Source organism: Aeromonas sp. QDB56 (assembly GCF_027705505.1).
GTDB lineage: Bacteria > Pseudomonadota > Gammaproteobacteria > Enterobacterales > Aeromonadaceae > Aeromonas > Aeromonas caviae.
Genome location: NZ_JAPDBZ010000090.1, coordinates 1 through 15,971, shown reverse-complemented (window position 1 = coordinate 15,971; position 15,971 = coordinate 1). Strand labels below are relative to the sequence as shown.

Here is a 15,971-nt window from a genome sequence, read left to right as displayed (position 1 = left end):
TAGGCAGAGAAAATCCAAGCAAAACAACACGTTAGACGGTATTATTAATTCGCTTGCCGCTTAAGGTTCTGTACATGTGCGGACCATAGTTGCGATCATCGATCGTGGTATCAAACAAACCGACATCCATGCAGCAGGGTTCAATGCCCGAAGCAGTCAAACCATTGAGTTGCAGCCGCCCGGTCAAATAATCTGATGGCATCCGAACTGGGTAAGCTTTTTCCAATAACTTCTTGGCTCCCGCCAAGGTCAGTATATAACCTGCCGTCGAGATTATTCCTCGCTTGGAGTTGCGACTCGGTGAGATATATTTGGCAAGGCGATACCCTTCCGGCATTTTTTTCATCCATGGCCATGACTTCACCTTGCCATGATGCAGGAAGACAATCTCAGACTGACATGCCGATATGGCCTGCGATACGATGGCTTTGAAATGACAATGCAGATAAATATCGTCTTCCAAGACGATGCAGCACTCTATTCTTTTGGCAACCATCATCTCATATATACGGATATGGCTCATGGCACAGCCCACTTCACCCAAACTCAGGTCATGGCCACAAAATTGCTTGGCGAGCGGAAAGTCCACCCGCTTCAGTTCATCCTCAGGGAGGGTCTTGCCATCCACCGCATCGAAAAATGAAAACTCTATTGCTCGGCTATCCATATGTTGCTTGATAAAGGCACGCCGTTCCTGGCTTCTAACCAAGCTGATAACAAATACAGGGATCATGATGCTTTCTTTTCCATATTGAATTCAATGGTACACCAGCAGAAAACCAGGCTCAGCGCATATAGATACAGCGTATTTTGATGCTCAAATGGAACATCGCTTAAGGCGCTGACGGCAAACGATAGCGGTATCATGGTATATGGGGAACCCCATCCAGCCTTTTCTACTATCAGCTTCATTGGGTAAAACAGGAAGATAATTAGAGCCAGAATCCCTACCGCACCCCGAATAATCAAGTTCTGCATATACTGGCTATGAGCATGTGCCAGAGCAGGATCCATCACCAATGGAGACACAAGCCCCCGTGAGATTTGTTGCTCTTTTACGGCAGTAAAACCGTCAGTGCCGACCCCAATCAGAGGGGAATCCAAGAATCCCAGCCAAGCACTCTCCCATGCCACCACACGTAACCCCCATGAGGAGTTATATGCACCACCTTCCATGTTGTTGATATCTGAGACAGCGGATGCCATTCTGTTCTGCACTAGGGCATTAGTATGATAAAAACCAATCATACTAATTATAAATAATAAAGCCACCGCACCATATTTCCATGGTTTGAAGAGTGACTTGTAAATAACTGTGTAACTAATAATAACACCCAATGCCAACCAAACTCCCCGGCTTTGAGATAAATAGAGCGCCAGTAAGGAAGCTATCAGAGACATTATTGATAAGACTTTAATCCAACCAATCTTCCTCACCCCAATAAATAGACACCAGTTCAAAATTATAAAAGTAAGGGCGACTTGTGAAAATAAAATTGCATTGGTAAACCCTTCCACTCTGACAATACCATTTTCATGCTGCCAAAGACTCAATAGACCCAATCCAATTCCACCACTCAATATGGCAATGCAACCAATCGAGAGCAGTATTTTCTTTCTAGGCATCATCAAAGAGAATACAGAAACATACAATAAGCTTCGCATTACCCCATACTGATCTCCATGAATAATTCTGTTTATCAGGATCACGGCGGCGTAGAAGACAAAAACCCAGACGAGACGCCGATCGGTAAAGAAAACATCCTTCTTTCCCCCGATAAAATAGTTCAGCAGACCAAGAACACTGGACACGACCAACAAGTTCGACAAGATGCTCTGACCAGAAGAAACCAAGAACAGACCACAGAATGAAAATGCAATCGTCAGCGCAAAAGCGGCAGTTGTTACCTTATCGAGATATTCAAGAGGCTTAATAGACATCAATACTTATTTCCTGAATACATAGTTACCACGGATCTTGCGCCACAGGCCGAACATGTCGGTGCGGGGGAAGATGGCGATCCGGCGGATCTGGAACGGATCCCGGTGCATGGCTCTGGGGCCGCTGTTGGTGGCCACAGCATAGCGATAACCGGCGGCAACGGCCTGGGCTTTTGCACTGTCGTTCAGATCCCCGTAAGGATAGGCAAACGAGATCAGGGGATGGCCGAGCAACTGCTCCAGCCAGGCCTTGTTGGCCTGGATCTGGTGGGCCTGCTCCTCTGGGGGGAGCGTACTCAGGCGGGGGTGAGTCAGGGTATGGCCCCCGATCTCCACATGACCGGAGGCCACCAGCGCCTTGATTTCGTCCGGGGTCATCAGGGTCACCGGGGTATCGGGGTGGGTCGGGTGCTCCACATCCCAGCGATTGTGATCCTCACCGGTCACCACATAGACCACCGCCTTGTAGCCATACTTTTCCAGCAGCGGCAGCATGCGGGTGAGGTTGTCCCGATAGCCGTCGTCCACGGTGATCATCAGGTACTTCTTGCCGTATTGCAGCCGGTGGATGAACCCGTTCTCCGCCAGGTCGGCAAATGTCAGCGTCTCGTAGCCCAGCCACTTCATCAGCTTGAGGTGCTTCTCGAACATGGCGACCGGGAGCCAGGTGCCATGCACTCCCTTTTCGCTCTCGTGCTCGATGAAGCGGTGATACATGATGACCGGCATCTCCCGGCGCAGGGTCTCGACCACGGCATCCTGATAGACGGATTCCAGCCCGGTCACGACGCCTTGCAAATCATACTCTTGCAGGATCCGTTGACGCACTGGGTCTGGCACCACCTTGGAGGCCAGCGCCGAAGGGATCTGCGCCTTCAGCCCGGCAAAGTCGATGGCCAGATCACTGGGGCCGATGTCGCCGAAGTTGCTGGCGAGGGCCTCGTCCAGATTCTGCTCCGTCACCAGACCGATGGCCCTGGCTTCGCCGATGGCAAACGCCGGACGACCGCACAGCAGCGCCTCCATCGCCACCCGACCGGCACCGATCACCAGATCGCAGCCCGCCATCAGGGCGGGCACATCGTCCACATAGCCGACGAAGTCGACCTTGTCCTGAAAACGGGCAAAACGCGCCGGCACCTGGGTGCCGCTGACGACGCGCACCCGGCAGGCTTCCAGATCCAGTACCTCGTCCAGCAACCGGTAGCAGAGCTCCCCCTTGGGGCCGCTCAGCCGACCAATGATGGCGATCACCGGTTTGTCGTTGTCCGGTATCGGCACGGGCTGGAACTTGTCGGTCTCGATGCCGTTGCGCAGCACCTGCACCATGGCCGGGTCCACCCCCAGGTTGTCGATGATCTGGCTGGCGATATCCTCGCACACCGCCACCGCCCGATAACCCAGCGCATGGAATGCCTTGCGGGAGGCGTGTACCGGCTGGCGCCCGTGCACCGTGGTGATCATGGGGGTGCCGGTCAGCTTGCAGGCGACGTAGCTGCTCCAGCCCGAGGCGCGCGAATGGGCGTGCACAAGCTGGATCCTGTGCTTGCGGATCAGATAGATGAGATAGAAGACGTGCCAGAAGCGGCGCAGGATGCTGCGCTTGTTGAAACGCAACCGAAAGACCGGCCCCAGAGTCGGTTTGGTCAGGGTGTCAGAGACGTAGAAAACCTGGTGGCCACGGCGGGTCAGCTCGTTGCCGACCGTGGTGGCATAGACCTCCGCGCCCGTCACTTCGAGCTGGGAGAGAGCCATCAATATGTTCATGCAAGCGCATCCGATCGACGGGTGGCCAGAGCCACCCGCCAGAGGGGGATCAAGCCCGGTTCAACCAGGCCATGTAATCGGCCACGCCTTCGGCCACAGTCTTGAACTCGCCGTCATAGCCGACGCCGCGCAACTTGGTGAGATCCGCCTGGGTGAAGCTCTGGTAGCGACCCTTGAGGTGATCCGGGAAGGGAATGTATTCGATGGCGCCTTTCTGGTGATGCCTGATCACGGCTTCCGCCACGTTCTGGAACGGCTCAGCCCGGCCGGTGCCGCAGTTGAAGATGCCGGAGTGCTGCGGATTCTGCCAGAACCAGAGGTTCACCTTGCAGACGTCGTCCACGTAGATGAAGTCGCGCATCTGGCCGCCATCCGGAAAGCCGTCACAGCCCTCGAACAGCTTGGGATTGTCACCCTGCTTCACCTGGGTATTGAGGTGGAAGGCCACGGACGCCATGGATCCCTTGTGCTGCTCGCGGGGACCATAGACGTTGAAGTACTTGAGACCCACCACCTGGGAGTTGATCTCCGGTATCCAGCGACGCACGTACTGATCGAACAGCTGCTTGGAGTAGCCGTAGACGTTGAGGGGCTGCTCGAACCTCGGGTCTTCGATGAAGTTGTCGTTGCGCCCACCATAGGTCGCGGCGGAAGAGGCGTAGATGAAGGGGATTTCCCGCTCGATGCAGTAGTGGAACAGATCCTTGGAGTACTCGTAGTTGACCTCCATGATGAACTTGCCGTTCCACTCGGTGGTCGCGGAGCAGGCGCCTTCGTGGAAGATCACCTCGATGCCGTCATCCCACTCCTCGAATTCGTCACCGGAGACGATCCGCGCCTGGAACTCGTCCTTGTCCATGTAGTCGGCGATGGTGAGGTCGACCAGGTTGACGAACTTGGTGCCGTCGGTCAGGTCATCAATGACCACGATATCGGTCCGTCCTTGAGCGTTCAGCTGCTTGACCAGATTGCTGCCGATAAAGCCAGCACCGCCAGTTACTACGATCATGGAGTTTGCCTCGCGTACGTTGTGGCCCCGTGTGACTGCCTGTTAAAGCTGTGTATAGTGGGCCAATTTGAAATTGCCGAAAAGTTTATCACGGGCCGCAAGGGGATTCGACCTCGATGACTTTTCCCCTTAGGGCCCGGCAGAGGGACCAGCGATGAAGACCAGAGACAGGATCATCCACAGCGCCACCGAGCTGTTCAACGATCAGGGCGAGCGCAACATCACCACCAACCACATTGCCGCACACCTTGGCATCAGCCCGGGCAACCTTTACTACCACTTCAGAAACAAAGAAGACATCATCCACTCCATCTTCGATCAGTACGCCCGCCACCTGAGCGACAGCTTCACTCCGATCCGCAGCAGCGAGATCCGGCTGGAGGATCTGATGGGCTACCTGGATGCCATCTTCTATTTGATGTGGCAGTTCCGCTTCTTCTACGCGAACCTGCCGGACATCCTGAGTCGCGACGAGCTGCTGCAGCAGAAATACCTCAAGGCACAGGAGCAGCTCCGTGCCACCGTGGAGACGCTGCTCAGAAGCCTGCGCGAAGGCGGCATCATCGCCGTCAGCGATGAAGACCTGCCGGATCTCGGCCAGACCATCAAGATGGTCGTCACCTGCTGGATCCCGTTCCAGATTGCCCAGGCCCCGGCCACCCGCATCACCAAACCCCTGCTCTACCAGGGGGTCTTGCGGGTGCTGTTTTTGCTGCGCCCCTACGTGCAGCCACAAGTGGCCCCCCAGATACATCAACTGGAGCAACATTATCATCAACTGGCCCAACCAGCCGGGTGAGATCTGTTTCACAATTGTTGATTATCAGCATAAAAATTTGAATTTATACGCAGGGATTACAGTAAAATGTTGCCCATTCTAGGGTCTGTCGGCGTTTCGTCGCGACCGTGACGACGCCGAACCGTGCGGGTTGCACGGCCCGGGATCCTGATAACACAGTCGATACAGCAATGAGGACCGAGGATGTCTAACGGATTCTATCGTCACCTGACCGCACAGCTCGAACAGGTCAAGGCGGAAGGGCTATACAAGCAGGAGCGCATCATCACCTCGGCCCAGCAGGCCCAGATTGCGGTGGGCGGCGAGCAGGTACTGAACTTCTGTGCCAACAACTACCTGGGGCTGGCCAACCATCCCGACCTGATTGCCGCCGCCCATCAGGGGCTCGACAGCCACGGTTTCGGCATGGCCTCGGTGCGCTTCATCTGTGGTACCCAGGACCAGCACAAGGAACTGGAGCAGAAGCTGTCCGCCTTCCTCGGCACCGAAGACAGCATCCTCTACTCCTCCTGCTTCGACGCCAACGGCGGTCTGTTCGAGACTCTGTTCGGTGCCGAAGACGCCATCATCTCCGACGCCCTCAACCATGCCTCCATCATCGATGGGGTGCGGTTGTGCAAGGCCAGGCGCTATCGCTACGCCAACAACGACATGGCCGAACTGGAAGCCCAGCTCAAGCAGGCCGATGCCGACGGCGCCCGCTTCAAGCTGATCGCCACCGACGGTGTCTTCTCCATGGATGGCGTCATCGCCGACCTCAAATCCATCTGCGATCTGGCCGACAAGTACGACGCGCTGGTGATGGTGGATGACTCCCACGCCGTCGGCTTCATCGGCGAGAACGGCCGCGGCACCCACGAATACTGCGAGGTGATGGAACGGGTCGACATCATCACCGGCACCCTGGGCAAGGCGCTGGGTGGCGCGTCCGGTGGCTACACATCCGGCAAGAAAGAGGTGATCGACTGGTTGCGTCAGCGCTCCCGTCCCTACCTCTTCTCCAACTCCCTGGCACCCTCCATCGTCTCGGCCACCATCAAGGTGATCGACATGCTGGCCGAGGGTCACGACCTGCGTGCCCGCCTCAAGGAGAACAGTGCCTACTTCCGCGAGCGCATGAGCGCCGCCGGCTTTACCCTGGCCGGCGCCGATCACGCCATCATTCCGGTCATGCTGGGGGATGCCAAACTGGCCGCCGAGATGGCGAGCCGCATGCTGGACGCCGGTATCTACGTGGTGGGCTTCTCCTTCCCCGTGGTACCCAAGGGTCAGGCGCGCATCCGGACCCAGATGTCCGCCGCCCATACCCGGGAGCAACTGGACAAGGCGATCGATGCCTTCATTCGCATCGGTCGCGAGCTCGGTGTGATTTGATCACATGGCTGGCTGATTAAAACGGGGGCCAAGGTTGGGCCCCATTTTATTACCCTCTGTACCCGGCATGGCGCCGTGAGGAATCTGTCATGAAAGCACTCTCCAAACTCAAATCCGAAGTCGGCATCTGGATGACCGATGTCCCGGCTCCCGAGCTCGGCCACAACGATCTGCTCATCAAGATCCGCAAGACCGCCATCTGCGGCACCGACATGCACATCTACAACTGGGACGAGTGGGCCCAGAAGACCATTCCCGTCCCCATGGTGGTAGGGCACGAGTATGTGGGAGAGGTGGTCGCCGTCGGCCAGGAAGTGCGCGGCTTCGCCATCGGCGATCGCGTCTCCGGCGAAGGCCACATCACCTGCGGCCACTGCCGCAACTGCCGTGCCGGTCGCACCCACCTGTGCCGCAACACCATTGGTGTGGGTGTGAACCGCCCGGGATCCTTCGCCGAATACCTGGTGATCCCGGCCTTCAACGCCTTCAAGCTGCCGGACAACATCCCCGATGAGCTGGCCGCCATCTTCGATCCGTTCGGCAACGCCGTGCACACCGCCCTCTCCTTCGACCTGGTGGGTGAAGACGTGCTCATCACCGGCGCAGGCCCCATCGGCATCATGGCTGCTGCCGTCTGCCGTCACGTTGGCGCCCGTCACGTGGTGATCACCGACGTCAACGAATACCGGCTGGAACTGGCCCGCAAGATGGGCGCCACCCGTGCCGTCAACGTGGCCAAGGAGAAGCTCTCCGATGTCATGGAAGATCTCGGCATGACCGAAGGGTTCGATGTGGGGCTGGAGATGTCCGGGGTGCCCAGCGCCTTCCAGGACATGATCGACAAGATGAACCACGGCGGCAAAATCGCCATGCTCGGCATTCCTCCCTCCACCATGGCCATCGACTGGGGCAAGGTGATCTTCAAGGGACTCTTCATCAAGGGGATCTACGGTCGCGAAATGTTCGAAACCTGGTACAAGATGGCAAGCCTCATCCAGTCTGGCCTGGATCTCAGCCCCATCATCACCCACCATTTCCATATCGATGACTTCCAGCAGGGCTTCGAAGCCATGGGCTCGGGCAAGTCCGGCAAGGTGATCCTGAACTGGGATTGAGGACACGCGAGGGGCGCCTGGGCAATCAGCGCGCCCTATTTTGTTCAGCCTCACGAAACCCGGCGCATGCCGGGTTTTTTTATGTGGGATCACCCCTTCCTGCTCTGCCACTTTGTTTGCAGATTGCTTAACACTTCACACACAAGCGTTTAAATGACTGTAACTATTCGGTTATAATCCCGTCGTTTTCTGAGGATAATAAGAGCCTGCTGGGAGTACATGAGCGTGTTGAAAAAACTGAGCTATTTGCTGGCTGCCGGGATGGCGGCCGCCACTCTGTCCGGCGCCGTCCTTGCCGCCGATGACATGTCGACAGAGGCCATCGCCGAGCGTATTGCCCCGGTTGGCCAGGTTTATACCGCCAAGGATCTGGAAGGCATTGCGACCGCGGCGGCGGCGCCTGCAGCAGCCTCCTCCGGCCCACGTGACGGAGAGACCGTGTTCAAGGGTGCCTGCTTCGCCTGCCACGATACCGGTGCCGCCGGCGCCCCCAAGCGAGGTGACAAGGCCGCCTGGGAGCCACGCATCGCCCAGGGATTCGACACCTTGCGCAAACACGCCATCGAAGGCTTCACCGGCAAGGCTGGCATGATGCCACCGCGGGGGACCTGCGCCACCTGCAGTGACGAAGAGATCGAGAACGCCATTCACTACATGATCGCCAAGCTCTAAGTAATTGAAAGGGCTCCTCTTGCAGCCCTTTCAATCCCATCACTTCCGACTACGCTTGAAGGTAAGTTTTTTCGGGAGTGTTGCATGTCAGTTCAGCCCACCACACCGCCAGACTCGCACTCCTTGCTGGCGGTCGTCTCCTCCATCATGGATTTTCCCGCCCCCGGCATTGCCTCCCCCGAGGATTACGCCCGACTGGTCGGTCTGCTGGACACACTCTGCCCTCTGCAACATTTCGCCATGCTGGGGCTGGCCGACGGGGGGCTGAACTGGCGCTACACCTATCAGCTTCCCGACGTGTTCAAGCAACAATTGGGACGGGAAGAACCTCGCCTCACCGAACAGCTCACCCGGCTCGATGAAGGTCAGGGCTGGTGCGTGCAGCCTGTGGAGCATATCGACGTGCAGTGGTTGCTGGCACGCAGCACCCCGGATCAGGCACCCACCCTGAGGCTGCTGTTGGAGTGCCTGGCCAAACGACTGCACGAAACCCAGACCGGTACTCAGCTGGCGGGGCAGGCCTCCCCTCTCATGCAGCGGGATCCCCAGTGGCAGGAGAAAATCGAGAAGATCGGCCGAGTGATGCGCCTGGCTCACAACCTGCCTCAGCATGCCCTGTTTGCCCAGTTGGAAGCTGTGTTGCGCCAGATGCTCTCGGTCAGCGACATGTTGCTGATCCGGCTGGAAAACCAGCGACTGGAGCGACTCTATCCACCACACCTGACATACGACGATGACATCATTCGGGCCATGTGCCACAGCACCAACAGCGTAGAGCGCCATGAAGAGGGGCTTTACTGGTACAGCCTGCCCCTGCGCCAGCAGCAGCAATACTTTGCCCACCTCATCCTCAACATGACCCAGCCTCTGGAAACCGATGACAGGCTGTTCCTCGATTTCCTGCGCCATCAGCTGACCCTGTTGCTGGAGCTCAAAAGGGTGCGACAGCAACTCGATGAGCTCAACTCGGAGGAGTCCATCAACCAGCGCCTCCAACAGCTGCGCCAAACCAACCTGAGGTTGCAGAAACGGCTCAAGCATCATCAGGAGCTGGAGCGGCGGCTCCAGTTCAATGCCCTGCACGACCCGCTGACCCAGTTGCCAAACCGGGCGCTGCTGATGAATCACCTGCATCATGCCATGACCCGCTACCGCCGCTACCAGACAGCCGGCTTCACCCTGATCTTCGTCGATGTGGATCACTTCAAGCAGGTCAATGACGCCTTGGGCCACAGTGCTGGCGATCAGTTGCTGCAGGAGCTGGGCAGCAGGCTGCAAGGCTGCAAGGCTGCATCCGGCAAAATGACATGGTGGCGAGGCTCGGAGGGGACGAATTCGTCATCTATCTGGACAACAGCCAGCGGGAAGAGGACATCAGCCCCGTGCTCAATCGCCTGATTGGCCGTATCGGCCATCCGTTCCGGATCCAGGGCAACGAACTGACCATCACCGTCAGTCTGGGGGTCGCCAGCGTGACGGAGCAAACGGCCGATGTCAGTGAACTGCTGCACCAGGCAGACCTCGCCATGTACCAGGCCAAGCGCAACGGTCGCAGCCGCATCGTCATGTATTCAGAGGCCTGTACCGAACAGGCGGGGTCACCGGAAGAGCGGCTCTTCAGAGCCTTGCGGGAAGGGCGGATTGTGCCCTACTTCCAGCCGGTGATCAGGCTGTGTGACAGCCGCCTGGTCGGACTGGAGGTGATGGCGCGCTGGATAACGGAGGAAGGGGAGCTCAAGGATGCATTCGACTTCATTCCTCTGGCGGAACAGTGCGGCCTCATTCAGGATCTGGACCGCCAGATCCTCAAGCGCACCTGCCAGCAACTGAAGCTTTGGCAGCCCGCCTCCGGGGTCGGTCGTTTCAGGATAGCCATCAACCTCTCCGGCAAGCACCTGGCCAGCCACGAGCAGATCATGCAACTGCTCACCATCATGGAGGAGGAGGGTGTCATCCCCGCATGTTTCATCTTTGAGTTCAACGAACGCGAGCTCTCCCGGCAGAGTGCCGACTCCCTCACAGCCTTGCATGAACTGAGGGCGAAAGGGATCCAGGTCAGCCTGGATGACTTCGGCACCGGCTTCTCTTCTCTCAACGCCCTGTTTCACTTCCCAGTGGATTACATCAAGGTGGACGACAGCTTCACCCATCGCATGTTGAACTCACCCAAGGATCTGGCGCTGATCCGCGCCATGCGGGACATCTGCCAGGACCTCGACTTCACCCTGGTGGTCGAGGGGATCGAAAATCAGCAACAGTTGCAAAAGCTCATCGAGCTTGGCTGCGCCCTCGGGCAGGGGCGCCACATCTCCCCCCCGCTGCCGGGAGCCGATATTCCCCCCCTGCTGGGTCAGGCCGCCCGAGAGGCCAAGCCTTCCGGCCTCAATCCTTCTTGAACAGGGCCCGCAGGTTGGCGACACCAACCTGCCCCTTCTGCTGGCGCTCCTCTGCCGTCACCTTCTTCTGGTTTTCCCACTCCAGGTCATCCTGGGGCAGCTCCAGCAGGAAGCGGCTCGGCTCCGGCCGCACCGACTCGCCAAACTGGCGACGCTCCTTGCAGAGGGTAAAGGTCAGCTCGGTCTGGGCCCGGGTAATCCCCACGTAGGCGAGGCGTCGCTCCTCCTCCACGTTGTCCTCGTCGATGCTGGTCTGGTGCGGCAGTAACCCCTCCTCCATTCCCACCATGTAGACATAGGGAAACTCCAGTCCCTTGGAGGCGTGCAATGTCATCAGCTGCACCTGATCCGCCTCATCCTCCCCTTCGTTGCGCTCCATCATGTCCCGCAGGGTGAGGCGAGTCACCACCTGAGCAAGCGTCATCGACTCCTCCAGCTCATCCCCCTCCAGCATCTCGCTGATCCAGCGATAAAGGGTGGAGACGTTTTGCATCCGCATCTCCGCCGCCTTCGGACTGGGGGAGGTCTCATAGAGCCACTCCTCATAGTGGATCTCCTTGATCATGTCCCGCACCGCCTCCACCGGATTGCCGCGCAGCGCCTGATCGCCGAGCCGTACCAGCCAGTTGGTGAAGGCCTGCAAGGCGGATAGACCGCGCCCGGAGAGGTGTTGCTCCAGCCCCAGCTCGAAGCTGGCGGCAAACAGGCTCTTGCCGCGCTGGTTGGCGTACTGGCCCAGTTTTTCGAGGGTGGTGGGGCCTATCTCGCGGCGCGGCAGATTCACCACCCGCAGGAAGGCAGTGTCCTCGTCCGGGTTCACCAGCAGCTTGAGGTAGGCCATGATGTCCTTGATCTCGGTGCGGGAGAAAAACGAGGTACCGCCCGAGATACGGTAGGGAATGCGGTTGGTCATCAGCGCCTTCTCGAAGATGCGCGACTGATGGTTGCCCCGATAGAGGATGGCATAGTCTTTGAACCGGGTGCGATTCATGAACTTGTGGCCCATCAGCTCGGCGGCGATACGCTCCGCCTCGTGCTCCTCGTTCTTGGCAAACAGCACCTTGAGCTTCACCCCCTCGTCCAGCTCGGAGAAGAGCGCCTTGTCGTAGACGTGGGGGTTGTTGGCGATCAGGATGTTGGCGCACTTGAGAATGCGCCGCTTGGAGCGGTAGTTCTGCTCCAGCTTGATGAGCCGCAGATTGGGGAAGTCTTCGTTCAGCAGCACCAGGTTCTGCGGCTTGGCCCCGCGCCAGGAGTAGATGGACTGGTCATCGTCACCCACCACGGTAAAGCGGGCCCGCTCGCCGACGATCTGCTTCACCAGTTCGTACTGGCTGGTGTTGGTGTCTTGGTACTCATCGACCAGCAGGTAGCGGATCTTGTTCTGCCAGCGCTCGCGCACCTCCTGATTGCTCTTGAGCAGCAGGGTCGGCATCACGATGAGGTCGTCAAAATCCAGCGCGTTATAGGCCACCATCTGGCGGTGATAACGCTCGTAGAGCTGGGCCATCAACACCTCTTCCGGCCCGCGGGCGATGCGCATGGCGCGGGCTGGCAGGATAAGGTCGTTCTTCCAGTTGGAGATTTGGCTGATAAGGGCCGAGAGCTTGTCCTTGTCGTTGTCGAGCTCGTCTTCAGTCAACTCTTTCAGCAGCGCCAGCTGATCGGTGTCGTCGAACAGGGAGAAGTTGGCCTTGAGGTTCAGGCTCTTGTGCTCGCGGCGGATGATCTCGAGCCCCAGAGTGTGGAAGGTGGAGACCATCAGCCCCCGCGCCTCCTTGCGACCCAGGGTCTGACCGACCCGCTCCTTCATCTCCCGCGCCGCCTTGTTGGTAAAGGTGACCGCCGCTATGTTGCGTGCGTTGTAGCCGCACTGCTGTACCAGATAGGCAATCTTGTTGGTGATGACGCGGGTCTTGCCCGATCCGGCACCCGCCAGCACCAGGCAAGGGCCGGAGACATACTTGACCGCTTCGTTCTGATTGGGGTTGAGCTTCATGGGCCGGATCTCTTGGCTTATGATGAGGGGCGGCATTGTAGCAGAGATCCCGCGGGCAGCCGAAACCGGGCACGGGATCCCGCCACTTCATCTTGTGTTTGCCCGCCATTTTCCGGATCATGACCGACTTTTCCAGACGAGATGAGGGGAGCATGAATCAGCAACAGCACGACCGGCTGCGCGGCCAGTTTCCAGCCTTGGCGCAGGAGGTGAACGGCCACCCTCTGGTCTATCTGGACAACGCCGCCACCACCCAGAAACCGCAAGCCGTGCTGGATGCGATCAATCACTACTATCGGGCCGACAATGCCAACGTGCACCGCGCCGCCCATGCCCTGAGCGGCCGGGCCACACGCGCCTTCGAAGATGCCCGCGAGACGGTTGCCCGCTTTATCAATGCCCCTCGCAGCCACGAAGTGATATGGACCCGTGGCACCACGGAGGCGATCAATCTGGTGGCCCAGAGCTGGGGGATGAGCGAGCTGAGGGCGGGGGATGAGATCGTGCTCAGCACCCTGGAGCATCACGCCAATATCGTCCCCTGGCAGCTGGTCGCCCAGCGCACCGGCGCCGTCATCCGGGTCATCCCCCTCGATGAGCGGGGCGATCTCGACATCGCTGCCTATCTGGCCCTGCTGGGACCACGTACCCGACTGGTGAGCGTGGCTCACGTCTCCAATGCCCTTGGCACCGTCAATCCAGTCAAAGAGATGGTGGCAGCGGCCAAGGCGGTCGGGGCCCTGAGCCTCATCGACGGCGCCCAGGCGGTGGCCCATCTCGAGGTGGATGTGCAGGCTATCGGCTGCGACTTCTACGCCTTCTCCGGCCACAAGCTCTATGGCCCGACCGGCATCGGCGTGCTGTGGGGCCGCACTGAGCTATTGGAGCGAATGCCCCCCTGGCAGGCCGGCGGCGAGATGATCGACAGAGTCAGCTTCAGCGGCACCACCTTCAACATCCTGCCCTTCAAATTCGAGGCAGGCACCCCCCATATTGCTGGCGCCATCGGCCTGGCCGCAGCCATCGGCTTTGTGATGGAGCAGGACAAGGATTCATTGGCCAGCCATGAAGCGGTGCTGACCGACTATCTGGTTGCCGGACTGCAACAGATGCCAGGGCTGCGTCTGGTCGGCGAACCCGGTCAGCGCGCCGGCGCGGTCTCCTTTCTGCTGGACGACATCCACCCGCAAGATGCCGCCACCCTGCTCGACATGCAGGGCATAGCCCTGCGGGTCGGCCATCACTGCGCCATGCCGCTGATGGAATCTCTTGGTGTCGGCGGCACGATGCGCGCCTCGCTGGCCTGCTACAACAATCGGGACGATGTCGACGCCCTGCTGGCCGCCCTGCACAAACTCCGTGACTTCTTCTAAGGCAGACACCCGATGAACAGCCTCGCAACCTACACCCGGATAGGCGTTGAGCCCGACGCAAATAGTATCCGTCAGCAGTTTGCGGCAGCAAACGGCTGGGAGAACCAGTACCGACTCATCATCCAGCTCGGCAAGCTGCTACCCACCTTGCCAGCAGAGTGGCAGCAGGAGGCATTTCGCCTTAAGGGATGTGAAAGCCAGGCCTGGCTGAAGGGGGAAAAGAGCAAGGATGGTTGCTGGCACTTTGCCTGTGATTCCGATGCCCGCATCGTGCGCGGTCTTATCGTCATCGTGCTGGCGGCACTCAATCATCAGAGTGCCGACGCTATCCAAGCTTTTGATATGGATGCCTATTTCAGCGAATTGGGGCTCGAGAAACACCTGAGCCCGTCGCGAGGCAACGGGCTCAGGGCAATCGTGTTGGCAATCCGGGAGCAGGCTGCCTAACCCACCTTGTACAGTGGTCGATCAGGCTTCGCCAATCGACCCTGCGTCTTCATTTCCAGCCTCTTTCTCGGCGCGGGCTCCCCGCTCGGCAATCTTCTTCAATACCCGGGACGCGGCAACCAAGCCAAAGGTGGCCGTCACCGGCGTCACGGCACCGAAGCCGGAGGCGCAATCCATCTTCATATTGCCGTCGCTGGCCGCCTTGGCCTGGCAGGTGCCGCCATTGCCATCCGGATAACTCAGCTGCTCGGTTGAGAAGACACACTCCACCCCGAATTTGCGCGCCGGATTCTTGCTGAAGTTGTGCAGTCGGCGCAGGTCGGCGCGCACCTTGGCGGCCAGCGGATCCTGAATGGTCTTGGCCAGGTCGGCCACGGTGATCTGGGTCGGGTCCATCTGCCCGCCGGCACCGCCCGCCACGATCACCGGGATCTTGTTGCGCTTGCAGAAGGCAATCAGCGCCACCTTGGCCTTGACCGAGTCGATGGCATCCACCACATAGTCAAACTCCCGCTTGATATGCTCGCCCAGGTTGTCGGCGGTGACGAAGTCATCCACCTCGATCACCTCGCAATCCGGGTTGATGGCACGGATGCGCTCGGCCATCACCTCCGTCTTGAGACGGCCGACCGTGCCCTGCATGGCATGGATCTGGCGATTGGTGTTGGTGATGCAGATATCATCCATGTCGATCAGAGTGATCTGGTTGATGCCGGCCCGAGCCAGCGCCTCGGCCGCCCAGGAGCCGACGCCACCGATCCCGACCACGCAGACTTTCGCCTGGCTGAAGGAGCCAAGGGCACGCTGGCCATAAAGACGGGCTATGCCCCCGAATCGCTGTAGATACTCTGCTTTCATACCACCACCTTGCTTGAGGGCGGCCATTATAGCGGCAACCTCCGTCAGGGGCGATGATCGGATGATGGCGATGTTGATGTAAGGGGAAATAAGTGCTGTCTCGGGAACGAAAAAAAGCCCAGTCGTTAGACTGGGCTTCTTGAGTAGTGGCGGAGCGGACGGGACTCGAACCCGCGACCCCCGGCGTGACAGGCCGGTATTCTAACCGACTGAACTACCGC

Annotated in this window: 12 protein-coding genes and 1 pseudogene; 7 read left to right on the top strand and 6 right to left on the bottom strand. The window is 58.9% G+C overall.

Annotated features, from left to right (window positions below; genetic code table 11):
• Positions 1 to 31: 31 nt before the first annotated feature.
• Genes OKB81_RS14010 through rfaD form a run of 4 tightly spaced genes read right to left on the bottom strand, consistent with a single transcriptional unit; the run spans position 32 to position 4,717 of the window.
• On the bottom strand, positions 32 to 733 hold the full coding sequence (locus OKB81_RS14010) for a glycosyltransferase family 25 protein (protein ID WP_270805282.1): 702 nt from the start codon (positions 731 to 733) through the stop codon (positions 32 to 34).
• A complete protein-coding gene (locus OKB81_RS14005; protein WP_270805280.1) occupies positions 730 to 1,941 on the bottom strand; it encodes an O-antigen ligase family protein in 1,212 nt (403 codons plus the stop codon). Before OKB81_RS14005 ends, OKB81_RS14010 begins: the two co-directional genes overlap by 4 nt.
• A 6-nt stretch (positions 1,942 to 1,947) precedes the next feature.
• Positions 1,948 to 3,708, bottom strand: a complete 1,761-nt coding sequence (locus tag OKB81_RS14000) for a polysaccharide deacetylase family protein (protein ID WP_270805279.1) — start codon at positions 3,706 to 3,708, stop codon at positions 1,948 to 1,950.
• A 49-nt stretch (positions 3,709 to 3,757) separates the two neighbouring features.
• A complete protein-coding gene (gene rfaD / locus OKB81_RS13995; protein ID WP_201922634.1) occupies positions 3,758 to 4,717 on the bottom strand; it encodes an ADP-glyceromanno-heptose 6-epimerase in 960 nt (319 codons plus the stop codon).
• Positions 4,718 to 4,871: 154 nt separating this feature from the next.
• On the opposite strand from rfaD, the gene OKB81_RS13990 reads away from it, so the two are divergent.
• The 5 genes and pseudogenes from OKB81_RS13990 (at position 4,872) to OKB81_RS13970 (ending at position 11,073) form a co-directional block, all read left to right on the top strand.
• Positions 4,872 to 5,516: a TetR/AcrR family transcriptional regulator gene (locus OKB81_RS13990; RefSeq protein ID WP_010672429.1), complete on the top strand. Its 645-nt coding sequence runs from the start codon at positions 4,872 to 4,874 to the stop codon at positions 5,514 to 5,516.
• A gap of 183 nt (positions 5,517 to 5,699) precedes the next feature.
• Positions 5,700 to 6,890 carry a glycine C-acetyltransferase gene (locus OKB81_RS13985; protein WP_045522539.1) on the top strand — a complete coding sequence of 397 codons (1,191 nt, stop codon included), beginning with the start codon at positions 5,700 to 5,702 and terminating at the stop codon, positions 6,888 to 6,890.
• Positions 6,891 to 6,979: 89 nt separating this feature from the next.
• Positions 6,980 to 8,005, top strand: a complete 1,026-nt coding sequence (gene tdh, locus OKB81_RS13980) for an L-threonine 3-dehydrogenase (RefSeq protein ID WP_010672427.1) — start codon at positions 6,980 to 6,982, stop codon at positions 8,003 to 8,005.
• Between the two features lie 219 nt (positions 8,006 to 8,224).
• Positions 8,225 to 8,677 carry a c-type cytochrome gene (locus tag OKB81_RS13975; RefSeq protein ID WP_270805278.1) on the top strand — a complete coding sequence of 151 codons (453 nt, stop codon included), beginning with the start codon at positions 8,225 to 8,227 and terminating at the stop codon, positions 8,675 to 8,677.
• Between the two features lie 84 nt (positions 8,678 to 8,761).
• A pseudogene (locus tag OKB81_RS13970) lies at positions 8,762 to 11,073 on the top strand (putative bifunctional diguanylate cyclase/phosphodiesterase).
• Here the strand turns inward: OKB81_RS13970 and rep are convergent.
• A complete protein-coding gene (gene rep / locus OKB81_RS13965) occupies positions 11,060 to 13,072 on the bottom strand; it encodes a DNA helicase Rep (protein ID WP_223932048.1) in 2,013 nt (670 codons plus the stop codon). The pseudogene OKB81_RS13970 and the gene rep sit on opposite strands and share 14 nt — an antisense overlap.
• A gap of 152 nt (positions 13,073 to 13,224) precedes the next feature.
• On the opposite strand from rep, the gene OKB81_RS13960 reads away from it, so the two are divergent.
• On the top strand, positions 13,225 to 14,445 hold the full coding sequence (locus OKB81_RS13960) for a cysteine desulfurase (protein ID WP_201985759.1): 1,221 nt from the start codon (positions 13,225 to 13,227) through the stop codon (positions 14,443 to 14,445).
• Between the two features lie 12 nt (positions 14,446 to 14,457).
• Positions 14,458 to 14,892 (top strand): SufE family protein, encoded by a 435-nt coding sequence (locus OKB81_RS13955; protein WP_201985760.1) that lies wholly within the window; start codon positions 14,458 to 14,460, stop codon positions 14,890 to 14,892.
• A gap of 21 nt (positions 14,893 to 14,913) precedes the next feature.
• Here OKB81_RS13955 and tcdA read toward each other — a convergent pair whose 3' ends face one another.
• On the bottom strand, positions 14,914 to 15,750 hold the full coding sequence (gene tcdA, locus OKB81_RS13950) for a tRNA cyclic N6-threonylcarbamoyladenosine(37) synthase TcdA (RefSeq protein WP_201985761.1): 837 nt from the start codon (positions 15,748 to 15,750) through the stop codon (positions 14,914 to 14,916).
• Positions 15,751 to 15,971 lie beyond the last annotated feature (221 nt).

Bases quoted from the DNA above. Each gene is read 5' to 3' on its own strand.
- rep (WP_223932048.1), bottom strand. From the start codon at position 13,072: ATGAAGCTCAACCCCAATCAGAACGAAGCGGTCAAGTATGTCTCCGGC.
- OKB81_RS14000 (WP_270805279.1), bottom strand. From the start codon at position 3,708: ATGAACATATTGATGGCTCTCTCCCAGCTCGAAGTGACGGGCGCGGAG.
- OKB81_RS13960 (WP_201985759.1), top strand. From the start codon at position 13,225: ATGAATCAGCAACAGCACGACCGGCTGCGCGGCCAGTTTCCAGCCTTG.
- tdh (WP_010672427.1), top strand. From the start codon at position 6,980: ATGAAAGCACTCTCCAAACTCAAATCCGAAGTCGGCATCTGGATGACC.
- OKB81_RS13955 (WP_201985760.1), top strand. From the start codon at position 14,458: ATGAACAGCCTCGCAACCTACACCCGGATAGGCGTTGAGCCCGACGCA.
- OKB81_RS13975 (WP_270805278.1), top strand. From the start codon at position 8,225: ATGAGCGTGTTGAAAAAACTGAGCTATTTGCTGGCTGCCGGGATGGCG.
- OKB81_RS14010 (WP_270805282.1), bottom strand. From the start codon at position 733: ATGATCCCTGTATTTGTTATCAGCTTGGTTAGAAGCCAGGAACGGCGT.
- tcdA (WP_201985761.1), bottom strand. From the start codon at position 15,750: ATGAAAGCAGAGTATCTACAGCGATTCGGGGGCATAGCCCGTCTTTAT.
- OKB81_RS13990 (WP_010672429.1), top strand. From the start codon at position 4,872: ATGAAGACCAGAGACAGGATCATCCACAGCGCCACCGAGCTGTTCAAC.
- OKB81_RS13985 (WP_045522539.1), top strand. From the start codon at position 5,700: ATGTCTAACGGATTCTATCGTCACCTGACCGCACAGCTCGAACAGGTC.
- OKB81_RS14005 (WP_270805280.1), bottom strand. From the start codon at position 1,941: ATGTCTATTAAGCCTCTTGAATATCTCGATAAGGTAACAACTGCCGCT.
- rfaD (WP_201922634.1), bottom strand. From the start codon at position 4,717: ATGATCGTAGTAACTGGCGGTGCTGGCTTTATCGGCAGCAATCTGGTC.